Annotated in this window: 12 protein-coding genes and 4 tRNA genes; 12 read left to right on the top strand and 4 right to left on the bottom strand. The window is 67.0% G+C overall.

Annotated elements, in window-relative coordinates; genetic code table 11:
* Window positions 1–82 precede the first annotated feature (82 nt).
* The 5 genes from lon to EV685_RS07885 all read left to right on the top strand — a co-directional run bounded on the left by lon (window position 83) and on the right by EV685_RS07885 (window position 3201).
* Entirely contained in the window at window positions 83–2509 is a 2427-nt protein-coding gene (gene lon, locus EV685_RS07905; RefSeq protein WP_130481446.1) for an endopeptidase La, read from the top strand.
* A 123-nt stretch (window positions 2510–2632) separates the two neighbouring features.
* Window positions 2633–2708 (top strand) — tRNA-Gly (locus EV685_RS07900).
* Between the two features lie 75 nt (window positions 2709–2783).
* Window positions 2784–2857, top strand: a tRNA-Cys gene (locus EV685_RS07895).
* A gap of 44 nt (window positions 2858–2901) precedes the next feature.
* Window positions 2902–2977, top strand: a tRNA-Gly gene (locus EV685_RS07890).
* Window positions 2978–3112: 135 nt separating this feature from the next.
* Window positions 3113–3201 (top strand) — tRNA-Leu (locus EV685_RS07885).
* Between the two features lie 72 nt (window positions 3202–3273).
* On the opposite strand, the gene murI is transcribed toward EV685_RS07885, so the two are convergent.
* Entirely contained in the window at window positions 3274–4104 is an 831-nt protein-coding gene (gene murI / locus EV685_RS07880; RefSeq protein ID WP_130481445.1) for a glutamate racemase, read from the bottom strand.
* A gap of 214 nt (window positions 4105–4318) precedes the next feature.
* Between murI and EV685_RS07875 the strand changes: the two genes are divergently transcribed.
* The 4 genes from EV685_RS07875 to EV685_RS07860 all read left to right on the top strand — a co-directional run bounded on the left by EV685_RS07875 (window position 4319) and on the right by EV685_RS07860 (window position 8892).
* The gene (locus tag EV685_RS07875; RefSeq protein WP_130481444.1) at window positions 4319–5068 is read left to right on the top strand and encodes an electron transfer flavoprotein subunit beta/FixA family protein; all 750 of its coding nucleotides are present in this window, start codon (window positions 4319–4321) and stop codon (window positions 5066–5068) included.
* A gap of 1 nt (window position 5069) precedes the next feature.
* Window positions 5070–5999, top strand: a complete 930-nt coding sequence (locus EV685_RS07870) for an electron transfer flavoprotein subunit alpha/FixB family protein (protein WP_130481443.1) — start codon at window positions 5070–5072, stop codon at window positions 5997–5999.
* Between the two features lie 128 nt (window positions 6000–6127).
* Window positions 6128–7918 carry an acyl-CoA dehydrogenase gene (locus tag EV685_RS07865; protein ID WP_130481442.1) on the top strand — a complete coding sequence of 597 codons (1791 nt, stop codon included), beginning with the start codon at window positions 6128–6130 and terminating at the stop codon, window positions 7916–7918.
* Window positions 7915–8892: an NAD(P)H-dependent flavin oxidoreductase gene (locus EV685_RS07860; RefSeq protein WP_420820820.1), complete on the top strand. Its 978-nt coding sequence runs from the start codon at window positions 7915–7917 to the stop codon at window positions 8890–8892. The genes EV685_RS07865 and EV685_RS07860 overlap by 4 nt, the downstream gene beginning before the upstream one ends.
* Window positions 8893–8920: 28 nt before the next feature.
* Here the strand turns inward: EV685_RS07860 and EV685_RS07855 are convergent, their stop codons facing one another.
* Window positions 8921–9157: an anti-sigma factor family protein gene (locus EV685_RS07855; protein WP_130481440.1), complete on the bottom strand. Its 237-nt coding sequence runs from the start codon at window positions 9155–9157 to the stop codon at window positions 8921–8923.
* 5 nt (window positions 9158–9162) lie between these two features.
* The gene (locus EV685_RS07850) at window positions 9163–9723 is read right to left on the bottom strand and encodes a sigma-70 family RNA polymerase sigma factor (RefSeq protein ID WP_130481439.1); all 561 of its coding nucleotides are present in this window, start codon (window positions 9721–9723) and stop codon (window positions 9163–9165) included.
* A 204-nt stretch (window positions 9724–9927) separates the two neighbouring features.
* Between EV685_RS07850 and EV685_RS07845 the strand changes: the two genes are divergently transcribed.
* The 3 genes from EV685_RS07845 to EV685_RS07835 all read left to right on the top strand — a co-directional run bounded on the left by EV685_RS07845 (window position 9928) and on the right by EV685_RS07835 (window position 12872).
* Window positions 9928–10533 carry a Spy/CpxP family protein refolding chaperone gene (locus tag EV685_RS07845; protein WP_165396741.1) on the top strand — a complete coding sequence of 202 codons (606 nt, stop codon included), beginning with the start codon at window positions 9928–9930 and terminating at the stop codon, window positions 10531–10533.
* 119 nt (window positions 10534–10652) lie between these two features.
* Window positions 10653–11342 (top strand): response regulator transcription factor, encoded by a 690-nt coding sequence (locus tag EV685_RS07840; RefSeq protein ID WP_130481437.1) that lies wholly within the window; start codon window positions 10653–10655, stop codon window positions 11340–11342.
* A 3-nt stretch (window positions 11343–11345) separates the two neighbouring features.
* Window positions 11346–12872, top strand: a complete 1527-nt coding sequence (locus tag EV685_RS07835; protein WP_130481436.1) for a sensor histidine kinase — start codon at window positions 11346–11348, stop codon at window positions 12870–12872.
* A 114-nt stretch (window positions 12873–12986) separates the two neighbouring features.
* On the opposite strand, the gene EV685_RS07830 is transcribed toward EV685_RS07835, so the two are convergent.
* The gene (locus EV685_RS07830; protein ID WP_130481435.1) at window positions 12987–14513 is read right to left on the bottom strand and encodes a DEAD/DEAH box helicase; all 1527 of its coding nucleotides are present in this window, start codon (window positions 14511–14513) and stop codon (window positions 12987–12989) included.
* Between the last annotated feature and the right edge of the window lie 201 nt (window positions 14514–14714).

The raw sequence follows: 14714 nt of genomic DNA, 5'->3' as shown, positions 1-14714 counted from the left end.
TCCGGGCGGTCCTGCCGTCCGGGCGTCGCCCTTGCAAATGATGTCTGCGTGCCCACATGGAAACGCAGAAAGAGAGGTTCTGATGTCAGGTCACCCCATCCTCCCCGCCGACCCCATCAAGCTCCCGCTGCTGCCGCTGCGTGACGTGGTCGTGTTCCCGCACATGGTCATCCCGCTGTTCGTGGGTCGGCCCAAGTCGATCAAGGCTCTCGAAGCAGCGATGGAAGCGGGCCGTCAGATCATGCTGGTTGCGCAGAAGGCCGCCGGCAAGGACGAGCCCAAGCCCGAGGACATGTTCGAGACCGGCTGCGTCTCCAACATCCTGCAGATGCTCAAGCTGCCCGATGGCACCGTGAAAGTGCTGGTCGAGGGCCTGCAGCGCGCCAACACCACCGCGATCGACGACGCCGGCGAGTTCTTCACCGCCGATCTCGTCCCGGTGCCTCTGCCCGACCAAGGCTCGCCCGAGATCGAGGCGCTGCGCCGCGCCGTGACGCAGCAGTTCGACCAGTACGTCAAGCTCAACAAGAAGATCCCGCCGGAGATCCTGACCTCCATCGCGGGCATCGACGACGCTGGTCGTCTGGCCGACACCATCGCGGCTCACTTGCCGCTCAAGCTCGAAAGCAAGCAGTCCATCCTCGATCTGGTCGAGGTCTCCAAGCGGCTTGAGAAGCTGCTGGAACTGCTGGAGCATGAGGTCGACATCCTGCAGGTCGAAAAGCGCATCCGTGGGCGCGTCAAGCGCCAGATGGAGAAGAGCCAGCGCGAGTACTACCTCAACGAGCAGGTCAAGGCGATCCAGAAGGAATTGGGCGAAGGCGAGGAAGGGGCCGATCTCGACGAGCTCGAGAAGAAGGTCATCTCCGCCCGCATGCCCAAGGAAGCGCGCAAGAAGGCCGATGCCGAGCTGAAGAAGCTCAAGCTGATGTCTCCGATGTCGGCCGAGGCCACCGTCGTGCGCAACTACATCGACACGCTGGTCAGCCTGCCGTGGGCCAAGAAGAGCAAGGTCAAGCACGACCTGCCGCTGGCCGAAGAGGTGCTAAACGAAGATCACTTCGGTCTGGAGAAGGTCAAGGAACGCATCCTCGAGTACCTCGCCGTGCAGCAGCGTGTCGACAAGGTCAAGGCGCCGATCCTTTGCCTGGTCGGGCCTCCGGGCGTGGGCAAGACCTCGCTGGGCCAGAGCGTGGCGCGCGCGACCGGCCGCAAGTTCGTTCGCATGGCGCTGGGCGGCGTGCGCGACGAGGCCGAGATCCGCGGCCACCGCCGCACCTACATCGGCTCGATGCCGGGCAAGGTGCTGCAGAGCCTGGGCAAGGTCGGTGTGCGCAACCCGCTGTTCCTGCTCGACGAAATCGACAAGCTCGGCATGGACTTCCGGGGTGATCCGTCGTCGGCGCTGCTGGAAGTGCTCGACCCTGAGCAGAACCACACGTTCGCCGACCACTATGTGGAGGTCGACTTCGACCTGTCGGACGTGATGTTCGTGGCGACGTCCAACTCGTTGAACATCCCGCCGGCCCTGCTGGACCGGATGGAAGTCATCCGCCTGTCGGGTTACACGGAGGACGAGAAGGTGTCGATCGCGCAGCGTTACCTGCTGCCCAAGCAGCGGACGAACAACGGTGTGACCGATGCCGAACTCGACGTCACCGAAGACGCGGTGCGGGCCATCATCCGCTACTACACCCGCGAAGCGGGTGTGCGTTCGCTTGAGCGCGAGATCTCCAAGATCTGCCGCAAGGTGGTCAAGGGCTTGTCGCTGAAGAAGTACGAGGGCACCGTGCAGGTGACCGGCGACAACATCGGCGACTTCTTGGGCGTGCGTCGCTACAGCTTCGGCCAGGCCGAGAAGCAGGACCAGGTTGGCCAGGTCAACGGGCTGGCATGGACGGAAGTGGGAGGCGACCTGCTGACCATTGAGGCCACCGTCATGCCGGGCAAGGGCGGGATCATCCGCACCGGCTCGCTGGGCGACGTCATGAAGGAATCGGTCGAGGCGGCCCGCACGGTGGTGCGCAGTCGGGCCCAGCGGCTGGGCATCAAGGACGAGATGTTCGAGAAGCGCGACATCCACATCCACGTGCCCGACGGCGCGACGCCCAAGGACGGCCCGAGCGCGGGGGCCGCGATGACGACGGCCTTCGTGTCGGCGCTGACCGGCATCCCGGTGCGAGCGGACGTCGCGATGACCGGCGAGATCACGCTGCGGGGGGAAGTCACCGAGATCGGCGGCTTGAAGGAAAAGCTGCTCGCGGCCCACCGCGGTGGCATCAAGACGGTTCTGATCCCCGAGGAAAACGCCAAGGACTTGGCGGAGATCCCTGACAACGTGAAGAGCCAGTTGGAGATCGTGCCGGTCAAGTGGATCGACAAGGTCCTCGAGATCGCGTTGGTCCGCGCGCCGGTGGCGCTGCCCGAAGAAGAGGTCAAGGTCGAAGAGGCCAAGCCAGCAGCAGCGGACGGCGCCGCGCCCGTCATCGCCGACGCCACCAAGCACTGACGGCAAAAAAGTTCGGCGCAGGGGCTTGCGCCCCTCGCCGATTTCCTTCTATACTTTCAGTCTCGCTGCAGAACAGCTAAACGACATACTCGTGAAGCTGGACGGTAGTAAGAATCAAGATACGCGGGAATAGCTCAGTTGGTAGAGCGCAACCTTGCCAAGGTTGAGGTCGCGAGTTCGAGTCTCGTTTCCCGCTCCAGTTTCGGTCGTATTCGACGAATGGTTGGCTCACAAGGCTTCCGGTTTCGTTGAGATGCGGCAAAGTCGAGCCCGCGGCGCGGTAGCAAAGCGGTTATGCAGCGGATTGCAAATCCGTCCAGGGTGGTTCGACTCCACTCCGCGCCTCCAGAATAGGGTGGCAGGGGCTCGGCGAATGGTTGTGATCAGTTCATGCGGGAATAGCTCAGTTGGTAGAGCGCAACCTTGCCAAGGTTGAGGTCGCGAGTTCGAGTCTCGTTTCCCGCTCCAGATGAAACGCAGAAGGCCGTCCGTGAGACGGCTTTCTGCGTTTTGGATTTGATTCCTCTTGTGCTGGAGAACTTGGGCATCGAGCCAGCCCAGCCCAGCCCGACTGCGTTGAGATACTCCACGGCATAGGCTGCCGCCCGGGTGGTGAAATCGGTAGACACAGCGGACTTAAAATCCGCCGCTCCTCACAGGGCGTACGGGTTCGAGTCCCGTCCTGGGCACCACAAGGGGTATCTGCAAGGCCCCGTCGATGCACCGCTGCCGCGTGGTCTGTGGCGCGGGTGGTGCGTCAGCACTCAGCCAATGCCGGACATCGGCACCGTCGGTGGCAGTTCGAGGGCTTGCACGTGAACGCCGAGCCAGCGCTGGCAGGCCTTGGTCAGCAGAGCAGTATCGCCAGTGCTCCACAGTTCAAGCCGATCGGAGATTGGTGCGTCGAGCGCCGGGCCACGCGGGATCAGGTCCAGTGTGCGGCGTGCGATGGCCTCGGAGGTGTCGACCAGCGACACAGCCGGCGCGAACTGCCGCGCGATCACGTCGGCGACCAGCGGATAGTGCGTGCAGCCGAGCACCACCGTGTCCACGCCAGCGTCCCGCAGGGGGGTGCAGCAGCGCTCGACGGCCCGTCTGACCTCGTCGCCGTCCAGCGGATGGGCCTCGATCGCATCGGCCAGACCCACCCCCGCCTGCAAGGTCAGTTCGACGCGGTCGGCGTGCGCTTGTGCCAGCAACTGGAAGCGGTCGCTGCGCAAGGTGGCCGTGGTCGCCAGCACACCGATCTTGCCGTTGCGGCTGCGTTGCACGGCGGGCTTGATGCCAGGTTCGACACCGACGATGGGCAAGGTCGGGTGAGCCAGGCGCAGGGCCTGTACGGCCGCTGCGGTGGCGGTGTTGCACGCGACAACCAGCAGGTCCATGCCTTGCTGCGCCAGGAAATCGGCGATGTGCAAGGAGCGTGCGACGATGGTTTCGACCGGCTTGTCGCCGTAGGGTGCATGACCCGAATCTGCGACATAGACAAAGCGGGCGTCGTCTCGCAATTCGCACAGGCTGTGCATCACCGACAACCCACCCAGGCCGGAGTCAAACACGCCGATGCGCGGTGGATGGGGCGATGGGATGTTCATTCAGGCATGTGGTTGGGGAGGGCGGCGGGCAGTCTATCAACCGATGTGCTGACGGCGCGCCGACGCCGCGTCGCCTCACGACCCTTGCGGTTCGCTTGGGTTGCTATCTAAAATAGCACGATCGTTCGTTTATGTTTCACGGATGCGACAACACGTTGACGTGAGCCCATAGAATGCCGGCCGTGATTCACCACAGGCCATTGGAGAGAGACCGATGAAAGCACTCGTCCCCGTCAAGCGGGTGGTCGACTACAACGTCAAGGTGCGCGTCAAGAGCGACGGCACGGGCGTGGACATCGCCAACGTCAAGATGAGCATGAATCCCTTCGACGAGATCGCGATCGAGGAAGCGGTCCGGCTCAAGGAGAAGGGCGTCGTCACCGAGGTGATCGCTGTGTCCTGCGGCGTCACGCAGTGCCAGGAAACGCTGCGCACCGCCATGGCGATTGGCGCCGACCGCGCCATCCATGTCGAGACCGATGCCGAATTGCAGCCGCTGGCCGTCGCCAAGCTGCTCAAGGCGCTGGTCGACAAGGAGCAGCCCGGCCTGATCATCCTGGGCAAGCAGGCCATCGACGACGACTGCAACCAGACAGGCCAGATGCTCGCGGCCCTCGCCAACCTCCCGCAAGCCACCTTCGCCTCAAAGGTCGAGATCGCCGACGGCAAGGCCACGGTCACCCGCGAGATCGACGGCGGCCTGGAGACGCTGAGCCTGACGCTGCCGGCCGTCATCACGACCGATCTGCGCCTGAACGAGCCGCGCTACGTCACGCTGCCCAACATCATGAAGGCCAAGAAGAAGCCGCTGGACAAGGTCACGCCGGCTGATCTGGGCGTGGACGTCGCGCCGCGCCTCAAGACCCTGAAGGTGGCCGAGCCCGCCGGTCGCAAGGCGGGCATCAAGGTGGCCGATGTGGCCGCTCTGGTCGACAAGCTGAAGAACGAAGCGAAGGTGATCTGAGATGGCTGTCCTCGTCATTGCCGAACACGACAACAACACGCTTAAGCCCGCGACGCTGAATGTCGTCAGCGCCGCGTCGAAGCTGGGCGACGTCCACATCCTGGTGGCTGGCCAGAACGCGGCCGGGGTGGCTCAACAGGCGAGCCAGGTCGCCGGTGTTGCCAAGGTGATCCATGCCGACGGTGCCAGCCTCGCGCATGGTCTGGCCGAGTCACTGGCCCCGCAGATCGTGGCGCTTGCCGGCAGCTACAGCCACATCCTGTTCCCGGCGACCGCTGGCGGCAAGAACACCGCGCCGCGTGTCGCGGCCTTGCTTGACGTCGCCCAGATCAGCGACATCACGGCCGTCGTCAGCGCCGACACCTTCGAGCGACCGATCTACGCGGGCAATGCGATCGCCACGGTGCAGAGCGCCGATGCGGTCAAGGTGATCACCGTGCGTGGCACCGCCTTTGATGCGGCTGCGTCGACCGGCGGCAGCGCCGCTGTCGAGACCGTGGCCGCTGCGGCCGACTCGTCCAGCAGCAGCTATGTCGGCAGCGAGATTGCCAAGAACGACCGCCCCGAACTGACCGCCGCCAAGATCATCGTCAGCGGTGGCCGTGCGCTGGGCAGCAGCGACAAGTTCAACGAGGTGTTGACGCCGCTGGCCGACAAGCTCGGCGCCGCACTCGGAGCCAGCCGCGCCGCGGTGGACGCCGGCTACGCGCCCAACGACTGGCAGGTCGGCCAGACCGGCAAGATCGTCGCGCCGCAGCTTTACATCGCCGCCGGCATCTCGGGCGCGATCCAGCATCTGGCCGGCATGAAGGATTCCAAGGTGATCGTCGCGATCAACAAGGACCCGGAGGCGCCGATCTTCAGCGTGGCCGACTACGGCCTGGAAGCGGATCTGTTCGCGGCCGTGCCCGAGCTGGTCAAGTCGCTGTGATCGCCGCTTGCTGATCGACGTGGCCTGAGCCAGCCGATCCAGGGGCGCCCAACGGCAACGTTGCGGCGCCCCTGTCTTGTCCACCACCTGACCCACCGTTCCCACAACACGCACCCGGAGACCGTGCCATGACCTACCGCGCCCCCGTCAAGGATTTCATGTTTGGCCTGAAGGAGCTGGCCGGACTCGATCAGCTGACCCAGATCCCGGCGTTCGAGGAGGCCGGCCTGGAGACGGCCGCCGCCGTGCTGGAGGAGTGCGCCCGCCTCAACGAGAACGTTGTCGCGCCGCTGAACTGGGATGGCGACCAGAAGCCGTCGTTCTGGAAGGCCGGTCAGGTCATCACCACGCCCGGTTTCAAGGACGCCTTCAAGCAGTTCGTCGACGGCGGCTGGCAGGGCCTGCAGCACCCGCCTGAGTTCGGCGGGCAGGGCCTGCCCAAGGCGATCGGCGCCGCCTGCATCGAGATGCTCAACAGCGCCAACCTGAGCTTTGCGCTGTGCCCGCTGCTGACCGATGGTGCGATCGAGGCGCTGCTCACGGCCGGCTCGGACGAACAGAAGGCGACCTACATCCCGCCGATGATCGAAGGTCGTTGGACTGGCACGATGAACCTCACCGAGCCGCAGGCCGGCTCTGACCTGGCGGCTGTGCGCACACGCGCCGAACCGCAGGCCGATGGCACCTACAAGATCTTCGGCACCAAGATCTTCATCACCTACGGCGAACACGACATGGCCGAGAACATCGTCCACCTCGTGCTGGCGCGGGTGGTCGGCGCGCCCGAGGGCGTCAAGGGCATCAGCCTGTTCATCGTGCCCAAGTTCATGGTGAACGCGGATGGCAGCCTGGGCGAGCGCAACGATGTGCACTGCGTCTCGATCGAGCACAAGCTGGGCATCAAGGCCAGCCCGACCGCCGTGCTGCAGTACGGCGACCACGGCGGTGCCGTCGGCACCCTGATCGGCCAGGAGAACCGTGGCCTGGAGTACATGTTCATCATGATGAACGCGGCCCGCTTCGCGGTCGGCATTCAGGGCATCGCGGTGGCCGACCGGGCCTACCAGAAGGCCGTGCAGTACGCGCGCGACCGTGTGCAGTCCCGTCCGGTCGACGGCTCGCTGCCGACGGCCGGCGCGATCATCCACCACCCCGATGTGCGGCGCATGCTGATGACGATGCGCTCGCTCAGCGAAGGCTGTCGCGCACTGGCGCTGGTCGCCGGTGCCGCCTACGACGCCGCCCATCACCACCCGGATGCCGACACGCGCCGTGTCAACCAGGCCTTCTATGAATTCATGGTGCCGCTGGTCAAGGGCTACAGCACCGAGATGAGTCTGGAGGTCACCAGCCTGGGCGTGCAGGTGCATGGCGGCATGGGCTTCATCGAGGAGACCGGCGCGGCGCAGTACTACCGCGACGCCAAGATCCTGACGATCTACGAGGGCACGACCGCCATCCAGGCCAATGACCTGATCGGTCGCAAGACCGCCCGCGACGGTGGCCAGACGGCCAAGGCGATCGCCGGCCAGATCGAAGTCACCGAGGCCGCGCTGGCCGCCCATTCGAGCGTGGCTGCGCAGACCTATGCACGCCGGTTGAAGGCCGCAAGACTGGCCTTCATCGAGGTGGTCGACTTCGTGGCCGGGCGCACCAAGGCGCATCCCAACGAGGTCTTCGCCGGTTCGGTCAACTACCTGATGCTGGCCGGCAACCTGATGGCCGGCTGGCAGATGGGCCGCGCGCTGCTGGCCGCCGAGGACGCCATCAACGAAGGCGACGACGTGCCCTTCATGACGGCCAAGATCGCCACTGCCCGCTTCTACGGCGACCACATCCTGACGCGGGTGCCGGGCTTGCGCGACAGCGTGATCGACGGCGGAGAGTCGGTTTGCGCGCTGGCGCTGGAGGCCTTCTGATGTCGCTCCCACCCCTGTTCGACACCTTGCGCCTGCCGGTCATCGGCTCGCCCTTGTTCATCATCAGCAACCCGCAGCTGGTGATCGCGCAATGCCAAGCCGGCATCATCGGCTCGATGCCGGCACTGAACGCCCGGCCGGCCTCGCAGCTCGATGACTGGCTGGCCGAGATCACCGAGACGCTGGCGGCCTGGGATGCCGCACATCCGGACCAGCCGGCCGCGCCCTACGCGATCAACCAGATCGTGCACAAGAGCAATGACCGTCTGGAGCACGACCTCGAGGTCTGCGCCCGCTACAAGGTGCCGCTGGTGATCACCAGCCTGGGCGCGCGCGAGGACGTCAACCATGCCGTCCACGCCTGGGGCGGGCTGGTGATGCACGACATCATCAACAACGCCTTCGCCCACAAGGCCATCGACAAGGGGGCGGATGGCCTGATCGCGGTGGCGGCGGGCGCTGGCGGGCATGCCGGCGTCAAGAGCCCGTTCGCGCTGATCCAGGAGATCCGTCAGTGGTTCGACGGCCCGCTGGCGCTGTCGGGATCGATCGCCAGCGGCGGTGCGGTGCTGGCCGCACAGGCGATGGGGGCGGACCTGGCCTACATCGGCTCGGCCTTCATCGCCACGCATGAGGCGCGCGCCAGCGAGGCCTACAAGCAGTGCATCGTCGACTCGAACAGCGACGACATCGTCTACAGCAACCTGTTCACCGGCGTGCACGGCAACTACCTCAAGCCGTCGATCCGGGCTGCGGGCATGGACCCGGACGCCTTGCCCGATGCCGATCCGAGCAAGATGAACTTTGGCGGTGCTGACGGCAACGAGGCGAAGAAGGCCTGGAAGGACATCTGGGGCTGCGGCCAGGGCATCGGCGCGATCGACAGGATCGCGCCGGCCGGCGAGCTGGTGCAGCGTCTGGCCAATGAGTACGAGACGGCGCGGCGACGTCTCTGCCTGGGGCCCGCAGCCTGAAGCGGCGCCGCTGGCGAGCGCGGCCGGCTCAGCGCCGGTCGCCGCTGCCCGGCTTGGTGTCGTCCAGGCTGTCGCCGGCATCCCGGTAGGCCTGCCACTGGCCCAGCGCGCTGCGCATCAGCCGGACCTGCCGGGTGAAGGCCGGGCAGGCCTTGCAGATCCACAGGTGTACCCGCACGCCCACCCGCTCACCGAGGGACAGGGTGCGTTCTTCGCCTTCGAGGACGAGGCGGGTGACATCTCGGCAGCTGAGCATCGGTCGCATGGCGGTCACAGGCCGGGCCTGGGGGAAGAGAACCAGTGGGTTTGCAGGCATTCGCGCAGACGGAGCTTGGCGCGGTGCAGCAGCACGAACAGGTTGGTCGAGCTGATGCCCAATTGCTGACAGACTTCTTCGGTTTCCAGGCCAAGCCATTCACGCATCATGAAGACTTGGCCCTGCTGGCCTGGAAGGTGCTCCACGCAGGCATCGAGCACGGTGATGAACTGACGCTGTCCGAGGCTGGCCTCCGGGTTGCCCCATTCGGCCGGCGCTTCGCGCCAATGGCCATCGGGATGGAAGAGCAGGTCGTCGATGTCGTCCTCGTCCTCGCGGGTGCTGGAGATCTCGCGCCCGTGTCGCCGGATCTGGTCGATCAGCTTGTGCTTGAGGATGCCGATCAGCCAGGTCTTGAGCTGGCTCTGCCCGCCGAAGGACTGCGGTTTCTCCAGCGCCACCATCATCGTTTCGGACACCGCGTCCTCGGCCCAGGCCTCGTTGCGCAGTTGCTTGCGGGCATAGCGCATCAGGGGTTCGCGCAGGTCTTGCAGCAGGTGGGCGAGGTCGTTCATGTCGGAGCATGGTGGGGCGGCGGGCGGAGTGTACGAAGTCCGGCCCCAGGCCCGAAAAGAAACGAAACACGCCGATACCGCGCTGCAAGGACGCCACGCAAGCCCGCCGGCAACATCCCTTCCATCGATCCACACCGCAGCCGCTGCGAGGCAGCGCCGGGCGGATCGCCTCGGATCTCAACCCGTCCCGAAAGGATGTTCCCCATGAAGACCTGGAAGCAACGCAGCCTGATCGTTCTCGCCACCACCGCCGTGTCCTTCGGCCTGCTGGGCGCCGTTGGCGCCGTCGCCGCGCCGATGGGCGGTGACGCGATGATGGGCATGATGGGCCACGGCGGCGGCCATGGCCGTCACGGCCAGATGTCGGACGCCGACCACCAGAAGATGCGCGATCGCATGGTCGAGCGCGCCACCCGCGAGCTCAAGCTGGACGACGCGCAGAAGCAGCGCCTGGGCAAGCTGATGGACACGCTGCAGGCGCAGCGTCAGGCCATGCACGCGGCTGGATCGGCAGCCGGCGCCGCCCCGAAGGCGGGTGACACCGCCAAGCCGGCCGGCCCGCGTCAAGACCTGCAGGCGCTGATCGCAGGCAACCGCTTCGACAAGGCCAAGGCCCAGCAGCTGGCCGACGCCAAGGCGCAGGCCATCCAGAAGGCCGGGCCTGAGCTCATCACCGCCGCTGCCGACTTCTTCGACAGCCTCAAGCCCGAGCAGCAGGAGCAGGTCCGCCAGTTCATGGCCCGCGGTCCCGGCCGAGGTGGTCATGACGGCCATGGCGGCAAGCACGGTGATCGGGGTGAGCGCGGCTGAAGCCTGATGCTTGAAGCCTGAGCCCTGAAAGCCCCTGGCTTCCCGCCTGACATGGCCCGAGCACGTCACCACACGTGTTCGGGCCTTTTTCGTGGCCGTGCATCTGGGATCATTCCGTCATGCATCGACTGCTCCTGATCGACGATGACCAGCATCTGGCCGCGCCGCTGACCACCTATCTGCAACGCTACGACCTGGCGCTGGACCATGCCGACCGGCCCAGTGCCGGCTTGGCGCGACTGGCCGCAGGTCACTATGACGCGGTGATCCTCGACGTCATGCTGCCCGAAATGGACGGCTTCGCGGTCTGCCGCGAAATCCGCAAGACCAGCGACATCCCCATCCTGATGCTGACCGCGCGCGGCGACGTGATGGACCGCGTCATCGGCCTGGAGCTGGGCGCAGACGACTACCTGCCCAAGCCCTTCGAGCCGCGCGAACTGGCCGCCCGGCTGCAGACCATCCTGCGCCGGCAACGCGCCGATCGCCACGAGGCCGCCGGCCCGTCGCAGCTGGTGTTCGACGGCCTGACGATCGACTTCGAACGCCGCCAGGTCCATGTGCAAGGCCATGAGGTCGAACTGACCGGCACCGAGTTCGAGTTGCTGGGCCTGCTGGCGCGCGAACCGCAGAAGGTCTTCAGCCGCGACGACATCCTGACCCGGCTGCGCGGTCAGGAGGCTGAGCTCTACACCCGTGCGGTCGACATCCTGGTCAGCCGCATGCGCAAGAAGCTCGAACCGCTGGACTGCATCAAGACCGTTCGCAACGCCGGCTACGCCTTCGCGGCCGCGCGGATGGCCGACTGAACCATGGGCACGCCTCTTGACGATCACGGCTGGCTGAACCGGCCGGTTGCTCGCCACCGCCGGCTCGGCATGCGGCTGGTGCTGCTGTTCGTGGTGCTGGCGCTGGTCATGGGCCTGACCTTCATGGCCGGCATGCAGCGTGCGTTGGGCGGCGGCTGGCGCGCGCTGGTGCGACCGCTGGTGGCCGACTATGTGGACCGGCTGGCGGCGGACATTGGCAGCCCGCCCGATGTCGCCCGGGCCGAGGCCATGGCCGAGCGCCTGCCGCTGGCCATCCAGATCGAAGGGCCGATCGTCAACTGGCGCTCGCACCCCGATGGTCTGCCGCGCCACCCGATGCCCTTGCCGATGCGGCCACGTGATCGCGACGGCGTCCGCATGGGCGAGCGTGGCCGTGACGACATGCCACCACCGTGGCGGCGCGACCTGGCCGCGTCCGAGGACGAACCCCGCCGTGGCCCGCCGCGCTGGCGCCGCGACGACACCGACGACGCCCGCGACGAGCCGCCCGGCTCGCGCGGGGTTGTCGCGCTCAGCCGTCTGACGCCCGACGGCCATCGCATCACCTTTGCGCTCGGCGAGGTCCCGCTGGCGCACCAGCCGCGCGTGATCGGCTGGCTGACGCTGGCCGCGCTGCTGCTGGTCACCGCCATCGCTTACCTCGTGATGCGCCGGATGCTGCGTCCGCTCGACGACATCGGCGCGGGGGCCTTGCGCTATGGGCAAGGCGATTTCGCGCAGGCCATCCCGATCCGTCGTCCGGATGAGCTCGGTCGACTGGCCGGCCAGATCAATGCCATGGCCGAGGGCCTGCGCGAGCGTCTGGAGGCCAAGCGCGCCTTGCTGCTGGCGATCAGCCACGAGCTGCGCTCGCCGCTGACGCGGGCCAGGCTCAACGCCGAACTGGTCGACGAAGGCCCGTCGCGCGATGCCTTGCTGCGCGATCTGGAGGAGATGCGCTCGCTCATCAATGACCTGCTTGAAGGCGAGCGCCTGAGCGCGGGCCATGCCGCGCTGCAGACCGAGCCGACCGATCTGGTCGCACTGGTCCGCCACGTCGCCGATGAGCGCTTGCGCCACTGGCAGGACAGCGCCCCGTCCGGCACGCCCTTGCCGCAGATCCGGTGGGACATCGCGCCCGAGGTGGCTCGCTTGCTGAGCCAGGTGGCGATCGATCCGATGCGCTGGCGTTTGCTGGTGCGCAACCTGGTCGACAACGCCTTGCGGCATGGCCGACCGACCGATGTGGCGGGGGCTGACCTTGAACTGTCGATCCGGCCCGAGCCTGACGGCGGCCATTGGCTGATGAGCCTGCGCGACCACGGACCCGGCGTCGCGCCGGACCACCTCGCACGTCTGGCCGAGGCCTTCTACCGCACCGATGCCGCCCGCACCCGCCACAGCGGCGGGGTGGGGCTGGGCCTGTATCTGTGCCGGCTTGTGGCGCAGGCGCACGGTGGCCAGTTGACCTTCGAAGCCGCACAGCCCGGCCTGAAGGTGCGGGTGCGCTGGCCTCGCACCTCGATCTGACGCCACCAAAGAACAAGGGCCACCCGAAGGTGGCCCTTGTCTGAATCGTGCGAGGTGTCCGGCTCTGCGGCCGGATCAACCGGTTCGATCAGTCAGTTCGATCCGTCGGGTCGATCAACGATCGCCGCGACGGCCTTGCGGGGCCGGGCGGAAACCGCGGTTCGGGCCGCCGGGGCCACGGGCCGGGGCGGCACCGCGCCATTCGCCGCCGGCGGGACGCGGGGCATGGCCGTGCGGGCGATCGCCATGCGGGCGATCAAACACGCGGGCTTCCGGCGCGTGGCCGAAGCCAGGCGCGTGGCCGGCGTGGGCCGGGCGGTCACCGTTGTGACCTGCATGGGCCGGACGACCGCCGCGGTCGTTGTTCCAGCCACCGGCGCGCGGGCCACCGCGCTCGTCGTGGCGGCGCGGGGCGCCACCCGGACGGCGGTCGAAGGCCGGACGGGCCGGACGCGAGGCCAGATCAGGACCCGGACGGGTCGGCTCCAGGCCGACCACGGTCTCGATCGGGATGATCTGGGTCGTGAACTGCATGATGCGGCGGATCATGCCGGCGTCACGGCGTTCAGCCAGCGTGATCGCCAGGCCCGAGCGACCGGCGCGGCCAGTGCGGCCGATGCGGTGCACGTAGTCCTCGGCCTTCATCGGCAGGCCGAAGTTGATGACGTGGCTGATCGTCGGCACGTCGATGCCGCGGGCGGCAACGTCGGTGGCGACCAGCACCTTCAGCTCGCCGCTGCGCAGCGCCATCAGCGTGCGAGTGCGACGGCCTTGCGGCATGCCACCGTGCAGCGGCGCGACCGCGTGGCCGATGTCGTAGAGGTGGGCGGCCAGCTCGTCGGCATCACGCTGCGTGCTGGTGAAGACCACGGCTTGCTGGACCTCGCGGTCGGTCAGCAGGTGCTCCAGCAGCGCGGCCTTGTGCTCGACGCTGTCGGCCCAGTACAGCTTCTGGGTGATGTTCTCGTGACTGTCGGTGTGGTTGGCGATCTCGATGCGCTGGGCGTCAGGCTTCAGGATCTGGTCGGCCAGACGGCCAACCTGTCCGGCGAAGGTGGCGCTGACCATGACGGTCTGGCGCGACGCGGGCAGCGATTCGGCGATGCGCTCGATGTCCTCAATGAAGCCCATGTCGAGCATGCGATCGGCTTCGTCGAGCACCAGCATCTCGACCGAGGCCAGGATGGCCTTGCCGCTGTCGAGGTGGTCAATCAGGCGGCCGGGGGTCGCGATCAGCAGGTCCAGCGGCTTGCGCAGGGCAGCCAGCTGGGCGCCATAGGGCACGCCGCCGACGACGGTGGCGACCTTCAGGCCGGGGATGTGACGGCCGTAGTTGGACGCCGCCTTGGCGACCTGCAGGGCCAGTTCACGGGTGGGGGCGAGGACCAGCACGCGCGGGCCACTGACTTCGCCACGCGGGCGGCGCTGGTTCGGGTCCTGGCGGGCGGCCAGCACGCGGTGCAGTGCGGGGATCACGAAGGCGGCGGTCTTGCCGCTGCCGGTGTTCGAGCACACACGCAGGTCGCAGCCGGTCAGGGCGGCGGGGATGGTCTGAGCCTGCACGTCGGTCGGCTCGGTGTAGCCGGCGTCGGTCAGGGCGGCCATGATGGCCGGGTTCAGGTCGAGGTCTGCAAAACTCATGATGACTTCAGTCTTTCTGACGCGCGGAGGGATCGCCGCCGGACGTCTCGGTCGCCGCATCACCGGTTGGTGAACGGTCTTGGGCAGGCAAAAGCACAGCCCGCGCGGCATCCAACAACGCGCGGTAGCGGTACAAAAGCTCAGAGGAGGGGAAGGAGCCCGCCCGGGTCGAACAGCATCGCCGCCGACCGCGCCTGCAGC

Source organism: Sphaerotilus mobilis (assembly GCF_004216565.1).
Taxonomy (GTDB): domain Bacteria; phylum Pseudomonadota; class Gammaproteobacteria; order Burkholderiales; family Burkholderiaceae_C; genus Sphaerotilus; species Sphaerotilus mobilis.
The sequence above is the reverse complement of the archived record's forward strand: the minus strand, read 5'-3'. Positions and strand labels throughout refer to the sequence as shown.